We start from the raw sequence: 18,381 nt of genomic DNA, 5'->3' as shown, positions 1-18,381 counted from the left end.
GCCTGACCCCTGCGGAATGCTGCGGGTTGTTGGAATGGGCCGGGCGTGCCTGACCCCTGCGGAATGCTGCGGGTTGTTGGAATGGGCCGGGCGTGCCTGACCCCTGCGGAATGCTGCGGGTTGTGGGTATGGGCCGGACGTGCATGACCCCTGCGGAATGCTGCGGGTTGTTGGAATGGGCCAGGCGTGCCTGACCCCGCCGTAGGGGCGGGGCATGCCCCGCCCGAAGCGATGCAGGGTTATTCCACGATCGGAGTTTTGGTTTTGTTCAGGGCCTTCATAAAGGCATCATCAAGGTGCAGGTGCTGTTTCACCAGCGCCGGAGGGGTCAGTGCCAGCCACTGATTAAGCGACAGATCCGCATAATAATCGCTTTTAAACAGCTCTAAAAAACGCAGCGGTTTATCACCGGTGTTCTCGATGTAGTGGCCCATGGCAAACGGCACATAGCCGACATCACCGGCGCGAAAATCAAAGGTTCGCGCCTCACCCGAGGAAGCAAACACCCCCATGCGCCCTTCCCCTTCCAGATAGTACTGCCACTCATCGTTATTCGGATGCCAGTGCAGCTCACGCATCGCCCCCGGCAGTAACTCCACCAGCGCGGCGGCGACGGTTTTCGAGATTTTAAAGTTGGAGGAGTCGGTAATGCGCACCGTCCCGCCTTTCAGCTTAATCGGCGTTTGCGCCATCATACGATGGCTAAACTTCAGCGTAGAAGGTTTTGCTCCGGCGATGGCATCGGCACTGAGCGCTCCCGGCACCTGCCCGGCAAAAATATACTCGTCAGACGGTGACGGCAGCGAGCTGAACGTGCTGGCAGGCACGCCGAAGTTTTTCGCCAACACGTCCGGGGGAATATGTTTGAACCAGTCACTGAGTAAAAACGTGCTGTCTTCATCGAAGTTGCCGTCGTCGAAAGCCAGCAAAAACTCGCAGCCATCCGGCCCCAGTCCCTGAATCGAGTGCGGCATACCTGACGGGAAATACCACAAATCGCCCACGCCGACATCATCCACAAACCAGCCACCCTCGGTATCCAGCGCGGTAATGCGCGCATTGCCATACAGCATATAGGCCCACTCGCCCTCTTTATGCCAGTGCAGCTCACGGATACCACCGCTGTTCAGACGCATATCCACACCAGCAATAGTGGTCGAGATCCCCAGCTCACGCTGAGTCACCTGGCGAGTCCATCCGCCGCTGCCTTTGCGCACATGCGCGTCGCTGAAGGAAAAACGCAAATTCGGTAAGGTGCCGCTATCGGTCGCCGGGGGATTTACAATGTCAGGGTTTTCCCCCTCACGGATCGGGTCTCGCGGGCCGGGATCGGTGCCGCCCATTTTCCCATTCCAGGGCTGGGCTGCGGGCTGTTCGTGAGCATGAACCGTACCGGCGGCCAGCGCCACGGTACCACCGGCGGCAAAAGCCATAAAACTGCGACGTGAAAGAGGATTCATCCTTTGATTTCCTTATGTCAGTCAAAATAAACATTTTTTACGGCGCACAGGCACCGATAGTGGATAAGACTATTCGATATTTTTTCCCCTGCCAGTCAGATAATTGGCGCTAAACTCAGTGAAATGTAAGCAAGGATCCATCAGTAAATTTCATCGCATAACAGTGAATAAAACCGATAACACGGATGATTAGCGAATTTTTTGTCGCTTGTTGCTTTTCTGTTTTGTCCTCATCCACCAAAAGCACAAAACAGCGGTCAGCCATTAATGTTATTTATCGACTGTTTTCCGTGCGAAGAAACACCTGGTTACAGGCGATAACGCATGATTGCGTTAAACAACGCGCTCTGTTAGAGCCTAGAATAAAGCCTGTTTCCACACTTTCCTGCCACCTGAGTACAGGCTGCTATGAACATTGATTCAGACATCACTTTTCGCAAACTGGGAATTTTCATCGCCTTTATGAACCGGGGTAATCTGTCGCGTACCGCTGATGCCCTCGGTATCAGCAGCGTCAGTGTTCATCGGGCGCTACACAGTCTGGAAGAGAGCGTACGCTGCCCGCTGTTCATTCATAAAGGCCGCAGCCTGGTCCCGCTGCCTGCCGCGCATACGCTGTGGGAGTACAGTCAAGAAGCGCTGGATATGATGTCGCGCGGCGTGGAAGAAACGAGGAAAACGGCGGGCATAGGACAGGGACATATGCGTCTGGGAACGCTCTATTCGCTGACGCTGGAAACGATTCCACAGTTGATTATGGGGATGAAACTACGCCGCCCCGATCTGGAGCTTGAACTGACTATGGGTTCAAACCAGACGCTCACCACGCGCCTTTCAGAAGGCTCGCTGGATGCCATTCTGATCGCCATCGCCCCCGGTGATCTGGACTACAATCGCTTCGAATGTCTGCCGTTATTTGATGATGATATCTTTCTTGCCGCGCCTTCCACTTCTGGGCTGGACACTCGCTTCCCGGCGGATCTGCGCGATTTTCGTCAGCAAAAATTTGTCTCCCTGGCGGAGGGTTTCGCCACCTGGCAGGGCTTCCAGGAAGCGTTTCATGTTGCCGGATATGCACCGAATATTGTCACCCGGGTGAATGATATTTTCTCGATGCTGAGTCTGGTGCAGGCGGGGGTGGGGTTTACACTACTGCCGGGCAGAATGAAGCGGGTGTATGAGAACTCCGTGCAGTTGCTCAGGCTGGCCGAGCCGTATCAGATGCGCCAGAAGATCGGGATTGTCTTTGAGCGTAACCGCGAGCATGACCCGAATCTGCTGGCGCTGGTGGCCGAAGGGCGCATGTACAGCCGCCAACGCAGCACAACATAATGACTACCGCGTTAGACGTTCCGCCAGGCGCTTAGCCAGCAGCTCACCGCTCTGTTCCAGTGCGATCGCTTCCCCTGCGCTGCCACAGAATGCTTTGCGCGCAAGGCCGGTCAGTACCGATCCCGGCGGCATCTCAATCGCCAGCCCCACATCCCGTTCGCGGGCCGCCACCATCGCCTCATGCCAGCGCACCGTACGCGACATATTTTTCGCCAGGTCGTCAGCAATCTGCTCCGGCTGCCACAGCACACGTGCCGTGCTGCCACTGAGATACGCACAGTGTGGGCGCGTCAGTGACACCGTCTGAAATGCCATCGCCAGTTTCATAGCCGGTTCGGCCAGCAGCGCGCAGTGAGAAGGCACACTCACTGCCAGTCGATGAACTTTCTGCGCCCCGGCGTGACGTGCGCGGGTGGCGACGGCGCTCATCGCGGCGTCACTGCCAGCAATCACCAGTTGCTGAGGCGCATTGATGTTAGCCAGCCAGCAGTCGTTGCCCAGCAGCGGTGTCAGCTGTGATACCTCCAGCCCGACAATCGCTGTCAGGCCGTAGCCTTGCGGATAAGCCTCCTCCATCAGCGTACCGCGCAGCGCAACCAGCCGTAAGGCATCATCAAACGCCAGCGCCCCGGCCACCACCGCCGCCGGAAAAGCCCCAATTGACAGGCCGCAGGTGATATCCGGCACAATGCCCTGCCGCTGGAGTTCACGCGCATGCGCCACGCCGGCAATCAGCAGACAGAGCTGTACCGCCCGGGTATGTTGCAGCGCGCTGGCCTGATCTAACTCGCGAGCATCCTCCGCCAGCACCTCACTGGCCTGATCAAGTAACGCCTGTCCGTTGGGGAGCTGTTGCAGCATTCCGGGGCGCTGTGGCCCCTGACCTGGAAAAGAGAACAGTATTTTCATGGTATGACACTCCACGGCTGGGTGGTGATGCGCGGGCCTGCGTTGGTTTTCAGCAGCACGCGCCCGTCACGCAGCCATTCACTTAAGGCAAAGGCACCTTGTGGCACTTCCACCTGTGTATCCACACGACAAGGCAGTTGGCTGACAAACTGCTGCCAGCGTTCCAGCTCCTGCTGCGCCACGGGTTCCGGGCAGCGGATCAGCAGGTCGAGATCGCTATCGTTATGCAGTACCGGGATTTCCGTTGCCAGCGCATAGCCTACGCTGCCGGTAATGCCCCATGTCCACCACCAGCGCTGCTGCGCCAGTTGAATAGCCGCCTGTACTGGCGGCTGGGAAACAAAAGGAGAAGCCAGCAGATGCTCCGCCACACTGAGTGCCTCCGGCGACAGCGTGCGGACCACATGCTTTGCTGCTACCCAACCTGCGGCACGCTGATCGCGGAGCAAGCCACGCACCCCAACAGGAATACGCCCATCCTGATCATGGTCGCGACGCACGACCAGCGGCAAAGTTCGCCGCCACTGGCTGGCAACCCAGTCGGGCAGGTCGCCCTCCATCGCGTCAGCAGTGCGGATCCAGATCAAATCATGTGGCGTTATAGTCATCTTACATTCCGGATGTCAGGGTGATAAACAGCGGTAACGTGATGATACACAATAGCGAACTGATCAACAGTGTCGCTTCTGAATCCGGCGACTGCACGCCAAAACGGTTGCCAAAGACGACGCCGAAGAAACCGGCTGACAACGCCACCATCAGGATCGCCGTGATCGCCACCTGTCCGCTGATACCCAAGGCCAGCACCAGCCCCCAGGCAATAAACGGCTGAATAAGCATCGTTGTGATACTCGATATCACCACCACGCCGTTGATTTTCAGCTGACGCGCCGACAGAATCACCCCGGTCAGGAACAGTGCGCCCGCCGTGGCCGACAGTCCGAGCGGTTTGATTGCCGCCAGCACCAGCTCCGGCATCTTCACACCCAGCCCCGATAACACCACACCGAGCAGCGGTCCCCAGACAATCGGCTTGATCACCGAACGCCACATCAGCACCGGCAACATGCCGATTCCCGCACTGCCCGCATCACCCGCTGCACGCGCTTTTTCGCGCTCCAGCGTCAGCAGACAGAACGGCGTCATCAGCACTGAGCCGCAGGCAATCGACACCGCGACCGACAGCGAGGTGGATGCACCTTCTCCCAGCACGCTACCGAGGATCGGCAAGCCCAGGGCAGCATAGTTCGGCAATGCTACGGTCAGCGTCAGTACCGCCGCATCCTGTGGTGACTTTTTAAACATCCGCGTACTGATAAAGTAGATCGCGGCATAGACAATCCACATCGCCAGCACCAGCACCAGAATCAGTGGCGACTGCTGGATAATCCCGGCCCACGGCGTCTGCACAGTGGCACTGAACAAGGCCGCTGGCAGAGCAAAATCCATCACAAAAATATTCAGTAAAGAGACATTCTTATTATCCACCATCCCGGCTTTGCCGGCGTAAAAGCCCAGGAGCATAATGATAAAGATGGGGGCAAGAGCATGAACAATCACGTAAGTCATAACATCACCTGTTAGTTGAAGTAAGCACAGGCGCGATGATTATTAGTTCAGACTGGCGGATGTCTGTCAGATATCCGCCAGTCTCGCAGGTTGTCTTATCGATTTCACAACGGGCCTTACCAGAGTTGACGCATCCGTTCTCTGACGGTGTGTGAACTGCGACGGTTCTCTGCTTTTAGCCGGCACTGCAACCCAGGATCATGGCGTGCCGCAGTAATAGCCGCCGTCAGCGCCTGTTGCACCTGTGCCACATCAGCAGCATCGGGTGCATCAGGCTGACGAATATCCAGCAGCGCTTCCAGCAATCCCAGACTGTGGTAATTTTTGATGTCGTAAGCCATCGGCGGGATGGTCTGCGCCAGTTTTTCCAGTGCCTCGACGCTGCGCAGCGTAATACGCGCCGCCGCCGCTTTGCCCATCGCATGAATCAGCACGCCGCTGTCGTTAAAGGCGATCAGCCGGTTAGCCTGGTAGCCGTGTGCCAGGAAAGCCCCCGACATCGCTTTGCCAACAATCAGCCCAATCACCACATGACCCGCCAGCCGCGCTTCAGCGTAAGCCCCGGCGGCAGCGGCCAGCGCCTGATGAATACCAAAAGCCTCTTCACGCCGACCGTAGGCCTGGCTGGCAACGTCAATCACCGCGATAATCGGCCGCTTGTCGGCTTTTTTGGCATCCTGCGCCACGGTTTCACTGACCACTTTCGCCAGCGTCCAGCCCTCTAACAGTCCGACTTCGCCCTGTCTGGCGCGGGGATAGTGGTTATCGGCATCCGGTACCACGGCAATAAAACGCACGGCTTCCCCGTTTACGTGACCGTCAGCGACCTGCACAGACGGGCATAACCCCGGTAAACGGGCCGCTCCGGCACTGAGTTGCTGTAGCCAGATTTCACCGCGTCCTGTTGGCTGTTTCATTTGTGATCCTCCCCACTGAATAGCTGTGTAATCTGTTGTGCATCGGCCTGCTGGCGGGTATCAAACTGTGCCAGACGCGGCAGATAGTGCTGATAATGCTGTGAGCGATGTAACGCCGGAACGCCCTTCGCCAGCGCCGTACGCATGGCCTGTTGAACGACATGCTGACCGTCAGCGACAATCGCATCCACCAGGCCGCTGCGGGCGCGCACTTCTCCTCCGGTCATGCTCCAGATAAATGGCCTGTCGCGAGAGTCGTACTCATCAATACCCGCTTCCTGTTCAATCACCTGCGGACCATTCAGCCCCAGCCGGGCCTCACGGGTGACAATCAGATAGCTGCACAGCCCGGCGGCGATCGACATCCCGCCAAAGCAGCCCACCGTGCCCGCGATAATGCCAACCACCGGGGTGTAGCGCCGCAGGTCGACAATGGCGGCGTGGATATCCGCAATCGCTGCCAGACCGAGGTTGGCTTCCTGTAGCCGTACGCCACCCGTTTCCAGGCAGAGCACTGCGCGAGTGGCGATGCCCTTGCGGTTATCCTCAGCGGCCAGTTCCAGTGCAGCCGCCATTTTCGCCCCGGAGACTTCGCCCATGCTGCCGCCCTGGAATGCCCCTTCAATGGCAATCACCACGGCGGGTTGACCATCGATGGTGCCTTTTGCCACCACCATGCCGTCATCAGACTGCGGCACAACGCCTTGTGCACCCAGCCACGGCGACATGATGCCGTCGAACGGGTCGAGCAGTTCGCGGAAGCTACCGTCATCCAGCAGCAGACGTGCGCGCTCACGCGCTTTCAGTTCGATAAAGCTGCTGTCATTACGCATCGGCTACCTCCTCAAACACCTGTTCAATGCGGATGCGGGCCACACCGGGGGTGGCACCAAAATCATGAATGGTCATCTGCCCGGCAGGTAGTGAGCCAAAGCTGCTGATACGCTCAAACAGCGCCTGCCAGCGCGGGCTGCTGTTATCGACCGAGGTGGTGATTGCCACGCTCAGGACATGGCTGCTGTTCGCTGTGAACAGCACTTCCATATCGCCGGACCCTACCACACCCGCCAGCGCCTTACCGCTGAGGTGGCGTGTAGCCGGAAAAGACAAGGTTATCTGTTGCATAAGATCCTCTTAAAATTGATTGCTCGTCTGCGGGGATGAGCAATTGTTGCGGGCGGGGCATGCCCCGCCCCTACGAACATCGGGTTGCCACACATCGCCAGGACGACCGTTTGTTGCGGGCGGGGCATGCCCCTACGCCCATCCTTTTGTAGGGGTCGGGCATGCCCGGCCCGAGCAATGGACATGGTCCAGGAAAATCGTGGCAGACAGCAGGTCGGCTGCACCGCCTGGTGAAGCATTCAGCGCCAGCATTGCTGCATCCAGCCGCTGAAGCGCCTGCTGCCCTGCAGGTTGCTGCACCCCGCCTGCCACCAGTACCGCCCGCGCCCCCTGCTGCATCGCTTCCAGCCCTGGCATTCCGGCACGCGACAGTACACAGGTATCGCTGAGCGAGGTCATGATCGCCATCAGCGCATCCAGCCGTGCTGCGTTGCTGTTCGCCCCCTGCTGGCGACTTTGCCAGAGCTGCGGCAGAGCCAGATTCATCACATGGGGGAACCCCTGCTGAGCCTCTTCCCGTGCTCCGGGCAGACGATAACGTGAACAGGCGCGCAGGCCGTTGCTGAACAGCGTCGGCGCAGCGTCATCCGGCAGCTGTGCCAGGCGCGCGGCCATACGGGTTATCTGCGTCGGGCTACCGCGCCCTCCGCACATGGCAGCCGCAGAGACCAGCAACCCCAGAGCCCAGATAGCACCGCGATGGGTATTCACTCCGCCCGTCACCTGCATCATCACCGCTTCGCCTTCACGTCCCAGTCGGCCCGCCAACTGGCGCAGAGCGATATCCGCCGGACGCTGCCAGCTCTGTCGCGCCATCTCGCGGAACATTGGCGTCAGACTGTGAGCAGAACGCTCCATCAGCGCCAACGTCAGGTCGTGATGCGCCCCGCTACCCCGGCGATCCACCAATCCTGGTTTCGGCGTGAGGTTGGCTTCTATGACCAGGCAACGTGTTGCCAGCGCGGCCAGGCGCTGTGCATGGCGTTCCGCCGAACTTGCAGCCCACTGCCGTTGCAGGTTCATTACCAGCTCCTGAATTTGGCCGGAGGCTCATACAACCCGCCGGACCATTCGACCAGTTCAGCCACGCTGCCTGCCGCCAGCAGGGAACGGGTGGCATCGGTACGGCGAATGCCAAGATCTTCCGGGAAGGCCACCTTCCCTTCGCGCCGCAGCTGCTGCACCCGCTTCGCATCCACGCCCAGACCGATATCGGTAATCCCGGCGACCGCCGCCACCATCGCCCGCCGTTCTTCCAGCGACTGCGCACGATAGAGGTAAGCAATCCCCTCTTCGGTCAGTACGTGGGTAACGTCATCGCCGTAGATCATGACCGGGGCCAGCGGCATGCCGGACGCTTTTGCCACCTCGACCGCTTCCAGTTTTTCAACAAAGGTCGGTTTTGCGCCAGCCTGGAAGGTTTCCACCATCTGCACCACCAGCTTGCGACCCCGTGCCATCGGGTCAGGTTCGTTGATCATGGCCAGCCAGGCTGGGGTGGCATGGCGGCGACCATGCGGGTCGTGCCCCATATTGGGCGCACCGCCAAAGCCCGACAGGCGGCCACGCGTCACGGTGGAGGAGTTCGCATCGCCGTCCACCTGTAAGGTGGAGCCGATAAACATATCGGCGGCATACTGGCCCGCCATCTGGCAGAAGGCGCGGTTGGATCGCATAGAACCATCGGCCCCGGTGAAGAACACGTCCGGGCGCGCTGCAACGTATTTTTCCATTCCCAGCTCACCGCCGAAGCAGTGCACGCTTTCCACCCAGCCGCTTTCAATCGCCGGGATTAACGTCGGGTGCGGATTCAGGGTCCAGTGACGGCAGATTTTGCCTTTCAGGCCCAGCTGTTCGCCGTAAGTGGGTAACAGCAGTTCGATGGCGGCAGTGTTAAACCCAATACCGTGGTTGAGCGACTGCACTTTGTGCTCGGCGTAGATGCCTTTGATCGCCAGCATCGCCATCAGCACATGCTCCTGTTTGATCAGGCGTGGGTCACGGGTGAACAACGGTTCGATAAAGAAGGGTTTATCCGCCACCACCACAAAGTCGATCCACGAACCGGGGATATCGACGCGCGGCAGATCGCTCTCGTCATCCACCAGTTCATTCACCTGGGCAATGACGATGCCATCATGGAATGCCGCCGCTTCGACCAGTGCCGGGGTGTCTTCCGTACTGGGACCCGTGTAGAGATTGCCTTTACGATCGGCTTTGAAACCCGCGACCAGCGCCACGTTAGGGATCAGGTCAACATACAGCCGCGAATAGAGTTCGATGTAGGTGTGAATGGCGCCAATTTCCAGCAGGCCGTCCTCCAGCAGCTGCGAAATACGCAGGCTCTGGGTGCCGGAAAATGAGAAATCGAGCTTGCGGGCAATCCCTTTTTCGAAGATATCAAGATGCTCGCTACGGCCGACGCTCGGCATGATCATATGCAGATCGTGCAGTTTTTTCGGGTTGACCTGCGCCAGCGATCGGGACAGAAAATCGGCCTGTTTCTGGTTGTTACCCTCCATAACGACGCGGTCGCCAGGGACAATCAGTTTTTCCAGCATGGCGATCAAATCATCGGTAGGGAGAACTTTGTGGGTGAGCCCGAGGCTGGCAATACGGCGCTGTTTTTCGCGGCGGCGCGTATCCCAGATTCGGGGGGATGATTGGGTAAGCATGATGTAACCTCCTGTAAGCGCATCCTGTCAGGGATGCTTCAGTCTGATTACCGAGTCTGCACGCCGGGGCGCAGTCAAACAATTACACCCAGTGCTATAACCATTACGCCAGGCGTAACGGTTTTTTAAATATTAATTAAATCAGATGTGTAATGATTTTAAATCGGGATCGTGGTCACAATGCTTTCGCGCTAAATGCACAAAGGCGGGCAGATAATGGCAGAAGCCTGTGTGCTCGTAGTGCAGTGACAGGGCTGGAGCCGGGGTGGGCACGCCGGATCGGCAAAAGACGCACCCATGAGGGCCTCGGCACGCAGCGTCCTGGCGCGTGACGTCCGGCTTACCTCACCCCAGCCCCATCCCCGCACAAACGGTGCCCGTGTTAGAAAAGGGGGTTAATTAGCATATAGGATCGTTTTGTAAACCGTAGGTGCAGGCATAAGGATCGGTCCATTGGTTGTCTTTATGGAAGAAGACGGATGATTTCCCATTCTCAAAAACAACAATCCCTAAACCGCTGGATTGTACTGTCCATCGGCCTGAAGTGCCGTCTTTAAATTTGACGCTACCTATCGCCAGGCACGGTGAGTAATATTCATGAAGTAGATCTCCACTTTCTTCCGATTCTTTAGAAAGATTGAAATATCGGGTCATCTGTTTTTTTGTCGGCCTGAAGACCTTGCAGGCTATTTCTTCATCCTTATCATTCCGTTGGTCAGAGTACAACCCGATACCTTTAACCTCGAGGTGGCTGACAACTCTTGCCTGCGCATGAACTGAAACGACCATAAACGTCCAAAAAATAATAATAGTTTTGGTGATAAACTTTTCCATTTCCAGACTGAACTCCCTTTCGCTTTGAACATGAAAACTGCGCCATCCCTGGCGCAGTGGTTGATTTAACATATGGGATCATTGCCTAATCCGTAGGTGCAGGCATAAGGATCGGTCCATTGGTTGTCTTTATGGAAGAAGACGAGTGACTCTCCATTATCCAGAATAGCAAATGCCAGGCCACTGGATTGTACCGTCCAGTCCCCGGATGAACCGTCTTTGAATTTTATTGTTCCTGATGACAGGCAAGGTGAGTAATACTCATGAAGTAGATTCCCACTTTCTTTTGACTCCTTTGCAATATTAAAAAAACGGATTATTTGTTTTTTAGTCGGCCTGAAATGTTTACAAGATTCTCTTTCATTTTTATAACCTCGACCTTCATCATACTGCCCAATATCTTTGACTTTAATATCAATAATTTCACGACCATTAACTTGATTTGAAAAGAAAACAACACAAGATAAAATAGCAAGAAGTATATTTTTTTGTTTTACCATTTTGCTGTACTCGCTTCTGTTGGATTTTTTCGACCAATTTCGGGATGGCGATATATTTCATTCATAGAAACACTTAACGTCTCAGATAACTCCTTTATTAGCCACTTCAAAGAGTCATTTTGCTGATCGTTGACTGATTCATAAACAGGTTCTATTTTTCCTGTTATTTTATTTTTCATTCTTTTTGACTCACCCACAATTTCTATCCCAATACTATCTATATTGCTGGAGAATCGATCCGGGTAATTTTTTACTTTTTCAATCTGATGCACCTTATCGTAATTTCTCCATGACTTTTCCAGWTCRGYCACTTTTTGCAAATCTGCCGGCTCGCATTTTTTCGTCAGATAGCAGCGGGATTGTAGCCTTCCCACATGCCAGGTGACTTTAAACAATGAGGCGGTTTGATAGATGGTGCCATCTCTGTCAATCAGAAAGTGAGCGCCAGCGGCGCCTTTGTTTTGATAGCTATGAAAGGTGCTGCTSGCTGTAGAGGCATTGGTCTGATGCACGACAATGCCATTCACCGCATCCATTTTTTCATGCTCGATATTATTGAATATTTTGATCTTAATACGGTCGGCATAAATATGACCATTTTCATTAACGTATAGCATTGGTTTTACTCCCTTGAGGCGAATAAGGTTTAGCGCCTGCCTATCCCATTAGGCGTCAATGTCCCCCTTATGGGCAAAATTCCGGGACTCGCCCTCAATTCCGCTAAATCTGATGAAAATATCCTGAGCCATGTTTCGTCCTTGTTGATGAGTGAAATCATAAAACTAATGGCTGTTTATTTAAATGAAACCTGTTAGTGGATTGATGAATAGATTGACTCTTTTGCCAACAGGGAAGTTTAAGGACATTAGCGGTGAATGATAAATAGTAAAAAAATGATTATTTTATTTATTACGTGGAAGAGGTAATTTAGTGCAAGGTTTCTGGAAATTATTTATTTGCTAAAGATAGCATGACCGGGTTGAGGCTCAGGTTGAGCACACCGGACCAGAAAAAGACGCATACCTGCGGGCTTCGACGCGCGCAGTCCTGGCGCGTGCCGAGGCCCGTAGAAAGAGTGCCAGCAGTAAAAAGGGTTTAGTTAACATACTGGATCGTTGCCTAATCCGTAGGTGCAGGCATAAGGATCGGTCCATTGGTTGTCTTTATGGAAGAAGACGAGGGACTCTCCATTATCCAAAATAGCAAGGCCTAGCCCACTGGATTGCACTGTCCAAACGCCAGATGCTCCGTCTTTGAATTTTACTTTCCCTGTCGCAATGCAAGGTGAGTAATACTCGTGAAGTAAATTTCCACTTTCTTGCGACTCTGTTGCGAGGTTGAAATATGTAATCAACTGTTCTTGTGTTGGTCTGTACACCTTGCAGGCTGCTCTTTCATTTTCATCCTTACGTCCAGATTCCTGTGCTCCGACCCTTTCAACGTCAATATTACTAACGACCCTAGCCTGAGACTGTATTGAAACAACCAAAAAAAGAGCAATAATAAAAAAATTTATTCTATTTAAAATCACCATTTCGCTGTACTTGCCTCAGTAAGGGTTTTTCTTCCAATTTCCGGGTGGCGATATATTTCAGTAGTAGACACATTTAATGTTCCAATCAGCTCTCTAATTAACCATTTTAAAGATTCATTTTGTCGGTCATTAACGTCTTCATAGACAAATACTGGCTCACCCGTTTTCTTATCTATCTGCCTTTCTGCCTTGCCCACAATTTCTATCCCAATACTGTCGATATTGCTGGGAAATCGATCAGGATAATTTTTTACTTTTTCAATCTGATGCACCTTATCGTAATTTCTCCATGACTTTTCCAGATCGGCCACTTTTTGCAAATCTGCCGGCTCGCATTTTTTCGTCAGATAGCAGCGGGATTGTAGCCTTCCCACATGCCAGGTGACTTTAAACAATGAGGCGGTTTGATAGATGGTGCCATCTCTGTCAATCAGAAAGTGAGCGCCAGCGGCGCCTTTGTTTTGATAGCTATGAAAGGTGCTGCTCGCTGTAGAGGCATTGGTCTGATGCACGACAATGCCATTCACCGCATCCATTTTTTCATGCTCGATATTATTGAATATTTTGATCTTAATACGGTCGGCATAAATATGACCATTTTCATTAACGTATAGCATTGGTTTCCCTCCCTTGAGGCGATTTAGATCACCGTATTGGCTTTGATGTCATAGCCCATTGAAACGGTTCCCGCCGTTTTCCCCTCTGCATTTTGCAGCACGTAATCCATCTTCACCCGCGAGAACGCGATGGCGACCTTTTCGAGTGGTGCGGGCATGTTGTCATAGCAGATCAACGCCACCCGGGTAATGATGACCTCTTGCAGGGTGATGATCTGATATTCCAGCGGCGATCCGCCCGCTTTGCGCACGGTCAGCACCGCTTCGGGGATCGGTTTACCGCTAAGGGAATACTGGAGAAGATTGGGGCTGGATTTATCAATAAAGTGATCGAAGTAAAGATCGCCGACGGTGGATTTCCCTGCGCCACCGCCGCTTCCTGAGTGCATATTGGATGGCTGGCGGGCAGCCCACGTCCAGCGCAGAACGTCAATTTCGCCTTTATGTGCAAAATCCTGGGATTCGCCCTCAATACCGGTAAATCTGATAAAAATATCCTGAGCCATATCTCTTCCTTGTTGATGAATAAAATCATAAAACGAATGGCTGTTTATTTAAACGGAACCTGTTAGTGGATTGATTAATAGATTTAATCTGTTAAGGACAGGGAAAGGTAAAGCCAATGGCGGTGAATAACAAATAGTAAAAAAACGATTTATAAAAGATTACGGGAGAATAAAGAAACACACCATCGTGGCTGTTTTAACACACACAGCGAGCACTCTATTACGGGGAGGGGGCCAGTTTGAGGTAAGCCGGGCGGCACGCGCCAGGGATGGCGCGTGCCGAGGCCGGCAGCGATCAGTCGGCCAGAGGTTCTGCCATCGGTGGCGTATGATGCACCGCAATATAACGCTGGAAGCGACTCTCTTTCAACTTCGTCAGATCCACCAGCACCAGCCCGTCTATACAGTGGTTGAAGTCCGGGTCACTGCCGAAGTCGATAAACTGTACCCCGCCGGTTTCGCACAGCTCGGAATACTGCTTGTACAGCGGTGGGATCCCCGTACCCAGGTTGCTTAATAGCCGCTTCAGACGTTTGAGATCGTCACTGTAGTTATCACCGCTGAACTGGGCCAGCACATCAGGCAGCGAGGCCGGATACGGACGGCGTGAGGTGGCCAGCGGCAGGTCCGGGGCAAAGTACAGACGATAGAATGCCACCAGCAGATCGCGCGCCGCCAGCGGCAGACCTCCCGAGATGGAAACCGGGCCAAACAGATAGCGGTACTGCGGATATTTCGCCAGATACGCGCCAATGCCCATCCACAGATAATCGAGGCCACGTTTGCCCCAATAGGCAGGCTGAATAAAACTGCGCCCCAGTTCAATGCCCTGCATCAGCACCGGGCTCATCTGGTGGTCGTAATGGAACAGGCTGTGGCTGTAGATCCCTTCAAAGCCTTTTCGTTCGAACTGTTCAGCGGTGGGAATAAAGCGGTAAGCGCCAACGATATCCAGCGCCTCTTCATCCCATAAAATCAGGTGATAATAGTCGTCGTCGTAATCATCAAGATCGCGTCGCGTCCCGCTGCCCTCACCCACCGCGCGGAAGGCGATTTCACGCAGCCTTCCCAGCTCACGCAGGATCGGGACATAGTCTTCGCCCTGACGGCGATAGAGGTAAATCATCTTACCGTCGGGCAGTTGCCCCAGCACTTCGCATCCGGCCAGTGCCCGCTTCAGCACCGCGCGATCTTCTGCGCGCGCAATGGCAGCTTCCGTCTGGAACAACTCGGATTTACCCAGCCCGATACGGTAGAGATGACGGCGAAAACGCGCCGCCAGCTCTTTCGCCGGGGTGTGTCCATCATGCCAGCTGGCGTAAGGGATGCGCTTACCGATTTTCAATTTCAGCCGCACGCCACGATTGCCGAACATTTCACGCACCAGTAACAGCATCGACAACGGCTGATAGATTTTTGAGGTGAGGTAGAACAGCGCGCTGTTGCGGCCGCTGACGTGGATCGGCACCACCGGCGCACGGAAACGGGCGGCCAGGCGCAGGAAACCGTGGCTCCATTTGCCATCTTTCACACCCTTGCTGCCAAAGCGGGAGACTTCCCCCGCCGGGAAGAAGATCAGCACGCCCTGGTTTTCCAGCTGCTCCTGCATCTGCCCCACCTGCTGGCGGCTGGTGCGGTTGCCCATGTTGTCCACCAGCACCATCAGGCTGCTCAGCGAAGACAGGCAGTTCAGCAGACGGTTGGTGACAATTTTCACATCGCGCCGCACCTGAGAGACGGCATGCAGCAGCGCCAAACCATCCAGCGTTCCCAGCGGATGGTTGGCAACAATCACCACCGGTCCTGTGCTGGGGATCTGCTCCAGGTCGCGTTCGCTGAGTTCACAGCTGACATCCAGGTACTCCAGCACCTGCTCCACCATATCCAGCCCTTTCAGGTGGCGGTTGCGCTGGTTGAACTGCTGGAACTCTTTTTCATGGAGCAGGCGGCGCAGCACGCTTTTCTGCCAGGAGGGGGTGTCATGTCCGGGACTGAGATCGTCTAATACGCTTTCAACTGTAAACACGGGTTAGCCTCCAGGTGTTTTATCGGCACACTAACCAGCCCGGATGACATTTTCATGTCAGGTAAATGACAGGTGAAATACCCGATGAATTTGTGTCGCCGCCCTGAAGAGGAGAAGAATTCAGATTGCACTGAATATTGCGGGAATTAACGGCTTTTCTTGCTGTTCTCCAGGCGTTCAGGTTAAAATGCGTCCAACTATAACCCATTCAATTTATTGATATTTTTTTATTTACCGCATCGTTACAACGCGTGCTTTCGGAAATTTTTCGCACCTTATGGCGTCCCTTTCCCTCCTGGCAGCATAATCCACGTGTGGCAGTAAAAATTATCAGCATGACTGACTCCTCATGATGAACCTGAAAACGCTGCTTCCTCTGCTCTGTCTGCTGTTAGCCGGGTGTGGTTCGCTGTCCAGCAACAGTATTGATACGTCAGCGGCAGCCAGCTTGCAGGCCAGCTGTCGCCTGCCGCTCAATGCGCAGATTGATCAACTGGCGCAGCCGCAGATTGACCAGCAGCGCACACCAGGCATGGTGGTGGCCGTGCTGGGTGCAGACCGTCAGCGCCATATATTCAGCTACGGCTATACCGATACCGATAAACGTATTCCCATCAACGGCGATACACTGTTTGCCGTCGGCTCTGTCACCAAAGGGTTCACCGCCGAAAGTGCGGCGCTGCTGGTCGCTGACGGGAAGCTGCGCTGGGATGAGACGCTCGGCCAGCTCATCGGCAAAGATGTTCCCCTGAGTGAAGATGCACGCGCTATCCCGCTGCAACAGCTTGCAACGCATACTGCCGGGCTACCACGCCAGATGCCCAGTCTGCATATGCTTCGCAAGCTGACGGCGTATCTGTTTTACGGTGAGCCTTTCTACGATGATCTTGATGACGGCGAGTTCCTGAACTATTTGCAGGATTTCAGCCGCCCGCGTCATCAGCAGGTGATGTATTCCAATCTGGGGTACGCCATTCTTGATTACGCCATCACACAGCGATCGGGCCAGACGCCACAGCAGATCGCCGGGCAGCGGATTATTGCGCCACTCGGCCTGCGTCATACCGGTTTTCAGCCGCAGCGATTGCCGGGCTATTTGCTGCGTGCACGCGGCCATGCCGGGGATCAGCCGAAGTTTGTGAAGCGCGGAGAGGCGGTGCCGGACTGGAATTTTAACGGTTATATGGTGGGTGCCGCATCGTTGTGGTCAAGCGGCAACGATTTGCTGACCTATCTGAGTGCCCATCTGTACGGCAGCGGCGATCCGACCCTGGATAAAGCCTTTATTGATGCCACCACCATCCGCTTTAAAGAGGCGCAAAACGACTCCTCCGCACTGGCGTGGCTGAGCAACAATCTCAATGGGCAGAGCATTCTCTACCAGTCCGGTTTTATTGGCGGCTATGCCAGTTATATCGGAATGGATCTGAAGCATAAAACGGCGATTGTGGTGCTGCAAAACAGCTTTAACTGGGACAACACCATCGGCCACCGCATGCTGTTGCGCATGGCAGAAAACCAGGATACGCCGGGTGGATGCCGGTAATGCGGGGCGGGCATGCCCACCCCCTACGATGACCGGCGTACAGGCCGACCGTTTTTTCCGTCCTGCGCGGGTGGCGCTGCGTAGGGGCGAGGCATGCCTCGCCCGGGGTTATTCGTCGAGCTCCAGCGGTGGCAACTGCGAGAACACACTCAATAAACCACTGCTCCATAACTGGCGGATCTGCGAGAAATAGGGATGTTTTTCAGTAATATGATACTGCTGCATACTGCTGTAACTGTCCGTTGGATAGACCATCACATCCAGCGGTAACCCCACCGAAATATTACTCGCCAGCGTGGAGTCCATCGAAATCAGTGCGCACTGCATCGCCTGATCCAGCGGTGTATCAAAACGCAGCACGCGGTCAATAATCGGCTTACCGTATTTGCTTTCCCCAATCTGGAAATACGGCGTATCGGTACTGGCTTCGATAAAGTTGCCCTGCGGGTAGATCTGGAACAGCCGTGGCTCTTCGCCTTTGATCTGCCCGCCCAGCATCAACGTGCCGCCAAACTCCTCGCCGTCGCGCTTGATCACCGAACGTAACGTTTCCCCTACCAGCAGCGCCACATCGTACATGTTCGTGGCGTTCATCAGGCTAGGATTTTTGCCATCTTCGCAGCCACGCCGCAGCAGGCTCAGCGCACTCTGGGTGGTGGCCAGATTACCGGCGCTTTGCAGCACCAGGGTCCGTTCGCCATCTTGCTGAAAAACATGAAGCTTACGGAACGAGGAAATATGATCCACGCCCGCATTGGTTCGGGAATCGGAAACGAAAATCATCCCTGACGATAAACGCATAGCTACACAATAGGTCATAGTGAGTCCGAT

At 54.7% G+C, this 18,381-nt stretch carries 19 protein-coding genes; 2 read left to right on the top strand and 17 right to left on the bottom strand.

What is annotated here, in order from left to right; translation table 11 throughout:
- Nucleotides 1-239 precede the first annotated feature (239 nt).
- Nucleotides 240-1,460, bottom strand: coding sequence for an oxalate decarboxylase family bicupin (locus tag FVB43_RS04415; RefSeq protein WP_159337368.1), 1,221 nt, complete (start codon nt 1,458-1,460; stop codon nt 240-242).
- A gap of 408 nt (nt 1,461-1,868) precedes the next feature.
- Between FVB43_RS04415 and FVB43_RS04410 the strand changes: the two genes are divergently transcribed.
- Complete coding sequence (locus FVB43_RS04410) at nt 1,869-2,792, top strand: LysR family transcriptional regulator (protein ID WP_133843737.1); 924 nt, start codon at nt 1,869-1,871, stop codon at nt 2,790-2,792.
- Between the two features lie 3 nt (nt 2,793-2,795).
- Here FVB43_RS04410 and mdcH read toward each other — a convergent pair whose 3' ends face one another.
- The 15 genes from mdcH to olsF form a co-directional block, all read right to left on the bottom strand.
- Complete coding sequence (gene mdcH / locus FVB43_RS04405; protein WP_167863434.1) at nt 2,796-3,701, bottom strand: malonate decarboxylase subunit epsilon; 906 nt, start codon at nt 3,699-3,701, stop codon at nt 2,796-2,798.
- Entirely contained in the window at nt 3,698-4,309 is a 612-nt protein-coding gene (locus tag FVB43_RS04400; RefSeq protein ID WP_159337367.1) for a malonate decarboxylase holo-ACP synthase, read from the bottom strand. The genes mdcH and FVB43_RS04400 overlap by 4 nt, the downstream gene beginning before the upstream one ends.
- 1 nt (nt 4,310) lies before the next feature.
- Complete coding sequence (locus FVB43_RS04395) at nt 4,311-5,270, bottom strand: AEC family transporter (RefSeq protein ID WP_133843743.1); 960 nt, start codon at nt 5,268-5,270, stop codon at nt 4,311-4,313.
- Between the two features lie 116 nt (nt 5,271-5,386).
- Complete coding sequence (gene mdcE / locus FVB43_RS04390) at nt 5,387-6,187, bottom strand: biotin-independent malonate decarboxylase subunit gamma (protein WP_159337366.1); 801 nt, start codon at nt 6,185-6,187, stop codon at nt 5,387-5,389.
- Nucleotides 6,184-7,020 (bottom strand): biotin-independent malonate decarboxylase subunit beta, encoded by an 837-nt coding sequence (locus tag FVB43_RS04385; RefSeq protein ID WP_133843747.1) that lies wholly within the window; start codon nt 7,018-7,020, stop codon nt 6,184-6,186. Before FVB43_RS04385 ends, mdcE begins: the two co-directional genes overlap by 4 nt.
- Nucleotides 7,013-7,312: a malonate decarboxylase acyl carrier protein gene (gene mdcC / locus FVB43_RS04380; RefSeq protein WP_133843749.1), complete on the bottom strand. Its 300-nt coding sequence runs from the start codon at nt 7,310-7,312 to the stop codon at nt 7,013-7,015. Before mdcC ends, FVB43_RS04385 begins: the two co-directional genes overlap by 8 nt.
- 132 nt (nt 7,313-7,444) lie before the next feature.
- Nucleotides 7,445-8,335: a triphosphoribosyl-dephospho-CoA synthase gene (locus FVB43_RS04375; protein ID WP_167863433.1), complete on the bottom strand. Its 891-nt coding sequence runs from the start codon at nt 8,333-8,335 to the stop codon at nt 7,445-7,447.
- Nucleotides 8,335-9,987, bottom strand: coding sequence for a malonate decarboxylase subunit alpha (gene mdcA, locus FVB43_RS04370; protein ID WP_167863432.1), 1,653 nt, complete (start codon nt 9,985-9,987; stop codon nt 8,335-8,337). Before mdcA ends, FVB43_RS04375 begins: the two co-directional genes overlap by 1 nt.
- Nucleotides 9,988-10,386: 399 nt before the next feature.
- The gene (locus FVB43_RS04365) at nt 10,387-10,893 is read right to left on the bottom strand and encodes a hypothetical protein (protein WP_167863431.1); all 507 of its coding nucleotides are present in this window, start codon (nt 10,891-10,893) and stop codon (nt 10,387-10,389) included.
- Nucleotides 10,887-11,321, bottom strand: coding sequence for a hypothetical protein (locus FVB43_RS04360; protein ID WP_159337363.1), 435 nt, complete (start codon nt 11,319-11,321; stop codon nt 10,887-10,889). Before FVB43_RS04360 ends, FVB43_RS04365 begins: the two co-directional genes overlap by 7 nt.
- Nucleotides 11,315-11,938, bottom strand: coding sequence for a peptidoglycan recognition protein family protein (locus FVB43_RS04355; RefSeq protein ID WP_167863430.1), 624 nt, complete (start codon nt 11,936-11,938; stop codon nt 11,315-11,317). The genes FVB43_RS04360 and FVB43_RS04355 overlap by 7 nt, the downstream gene beginning before the upstream one ends.
- Nucleotides 11,939-12,420: 482 nt before the next feature.
- Nucleotides 12,421-12,855 carry a hypothetical protein gene (locus FVB43_RS04350; RefSeq protein ID WP_167863429.1) on the bottom strand — a complete coding sequence of 145 codons (435 nt, stop codon included), beginning with the start codon at nt 12,853-12,855 and terminating at the stop codon, nt 12,421-12,423.
- Nucleotides 12,849-13,472 (bottom strand): peptidoglycan recognition protein family protein, encoded by a 624-nt coding sequence (locus tag FVB43_RS04345; protein ID WP_167863428.1) that lies wholly within the window; start codon nt 13,470-13,472, stop codon nt 12,849-12,851. Before FVB43_RS04345 ends, FVB43_RS04350 begins: the two co-directional genes overlap by 7 nt.
- 23 nt (nt 13,473-13,495) lie before the next feature.
- Nucleotides 13,496-13,978, bottom strand: a complete 483-nt coding sequence (locus FVB43_RS04340) for an Hcp family type VI secretion system effector (protein WP_133843761.1) — start codon at nt 13,976-13,978, stop codon at nt 13,496-13,498.
- Between the two features lie 295 nt (nt 13,979-14,273).
- The gene (gene olsF, locus FVB43_RS04335; RefSeq protein ID WP_133843763.1) at nt 14,274-16,004 is read right to left on the bottom strand and encodes a bifunctional ornithine lipid synthase OlsF; all 1,731 of its coding nucleotides are present in this window, start codon (nt 16,002-16,004) and stop codon (nt 14,274-14,276) included.
- Nucleotides 16,005-16,353: 349 nt separating this feature from the next.
- Here olsF and FVB43_RS04330 point away from each other — a divergent pair, with 349 nt between their 5' ends.
- The gene (locus tag FVB43_RS04330; protein ID WP_133843765.1) at nt 16,354-17,550 is read left to right on the top strand and encodes a serine hydrolase domain-containing protein; all 1,197 of its coding nucleotides are present in this window, start codon (nt 16,354-16,356) and stop codon (nt 17,548-17,550) included.
- Between the two features lie 108 nt (nt 17,551-17,658).
- Here FVB43_RS04330 and FVB43_RS04325 read toward each other — a convergent pair whose 3' ends face one another.
- Nucleotides 17,659-18,369 (bottom strand): proteasome-type protease, encoded by a 711-nt coding sequence (locus FVB43_RS04325; RefSeq protein WP_133843767.1) that lies wholly within the window; start codon nt 18,367-18,369, stop codon nt 17,659-17,661.
- Between the last annotated feature and the right edge of the window lie 12 nt (nt 18,370-18,381).

Source organism: Erwinia rhapontici (assembly GCF_012271765.1).
GTDB classification, from domain to species: domain Bacteria; phylum Pseudomonadota; class Gammaproteobacteria; order Enterobacterales; family Enterobacteriaceae; genus Erwinia; species Erwinia rhapontici.
This window is presented reverse-complemented; position numbering and strand designations above follow the sequence as displayed.

Coding starts and splice junctions, on each gene's coding strand:
- FVB43_RS04415 (WP_159337368.1), bottom strand. CDS start 1,460: ATGAATCCTCTTTCACGTCGCAGTTTTATGGCTTTTGCCGCCGGTGGT.
- FVB43_RS04410 (WP_133843737.1), top strand. CDS start 1,869: ATGAACATTGATTCAGACATCACTTTTCGCAAACTGGGAATTTTCATC.
- mdcH (WP_167863434.1), bottom strand. CDS start 3,701: ATGAAAATACTGTTCTCTTTTCCAGGTCAGGGGCCACAGCGCCCCGGA.
- FVB43_RS04400 (WP_159337367.1), bottom strand. CDS start 4,309: ATGACTATAACGCCACATGATTTGATCTGGATCCGCACTGCTGACGCG.
- FVB43_RS04395 (WP_133843743.1), bottom strand. CDS start 5,270: ATGACTTACGTGATTGTTCATGCTCTTGCCCCCATCTTTATCATTATG.
- mdcE (WP_159337366.1), bottom strand. CDS start 6,187: ATGAAACAGCCAACAGGACGCGGTGAAATCTGGCTACAGCAACTCAGT.
- FVB43_RS04385 (WP_133843747.1), bottom strand. CDS start 7,020: ATGCGTAATGACAGCAGCTTTATCGAACTGAAAGCGCGTGAGCGCGCA.
- mdcC (WP_133843749.1), bottom strand. CDS start 7,312: ATGCAACAGATAACCTTGTCTTTTCCGGCTACACGCCACCTCAGCGGT.
- FVB43_RS04375 (WP_167863433.1), bottom strand. CDS start 8,335: ATGAACCTGCAACGGCAGTGGGCTGCAAGTTCGGCGGAACGCCATGCA.
- mdcA (WP_167863432.1), bottom strand. CDS start 9,987: ATGCTTACCCAATCATCCCCCCGAATCTGGGATACGCGCCGCCGCGAA.
- FVB43_RS04365 (WP_167863431.1), bottom strand. CDS start 10,893: ATGTTAAATCAACCACTGCGCCAGGGATGGCGCAGTTTTCATGTTCAA.
- FVB43_RS04360 (WP_159337363.1), bottom strand. CDS start 11,321: ATGGTAAAACAAAAAAATATACTTCTTGCTATTTTATCTTGTGTTGTT.
- FVB43_RS04350 (WP_167863429.1), bottom strand. CDS start 12,855: ATGGTGATTTTAAATAGAATAAATTTTTTTATTATTGCTCTTTTTTTG.
- FVB43_RS04345 (WP_167863428.1), bottom strand. CDS start 13,472: ATGCTATACGTTAATGAAAATGGTCATATTTATGCCGACCGTATTAAG.
- FVB43_RS04340 (WP_133843761.1), bottom strand. CDS start 13,978: ATGGCTCAGGATATTTTTATCAGATTTACCGGTATTGAGGGCGAATCC.
- FVB43_RS04330 (WP_133843765.1), top strand. CDS start 16,354: ATGATGAACCTGAAAACGCTGCTTCCTCTGCTCTGTCTGCTGTTAGCC.
- FVB43_RS04325 (WP_133843767.1), bottom strand. CDS start 18,369: ATGACCTATTGTGTAGCTATGCGTTTATCGTCAGGGATGATTTTCGTT.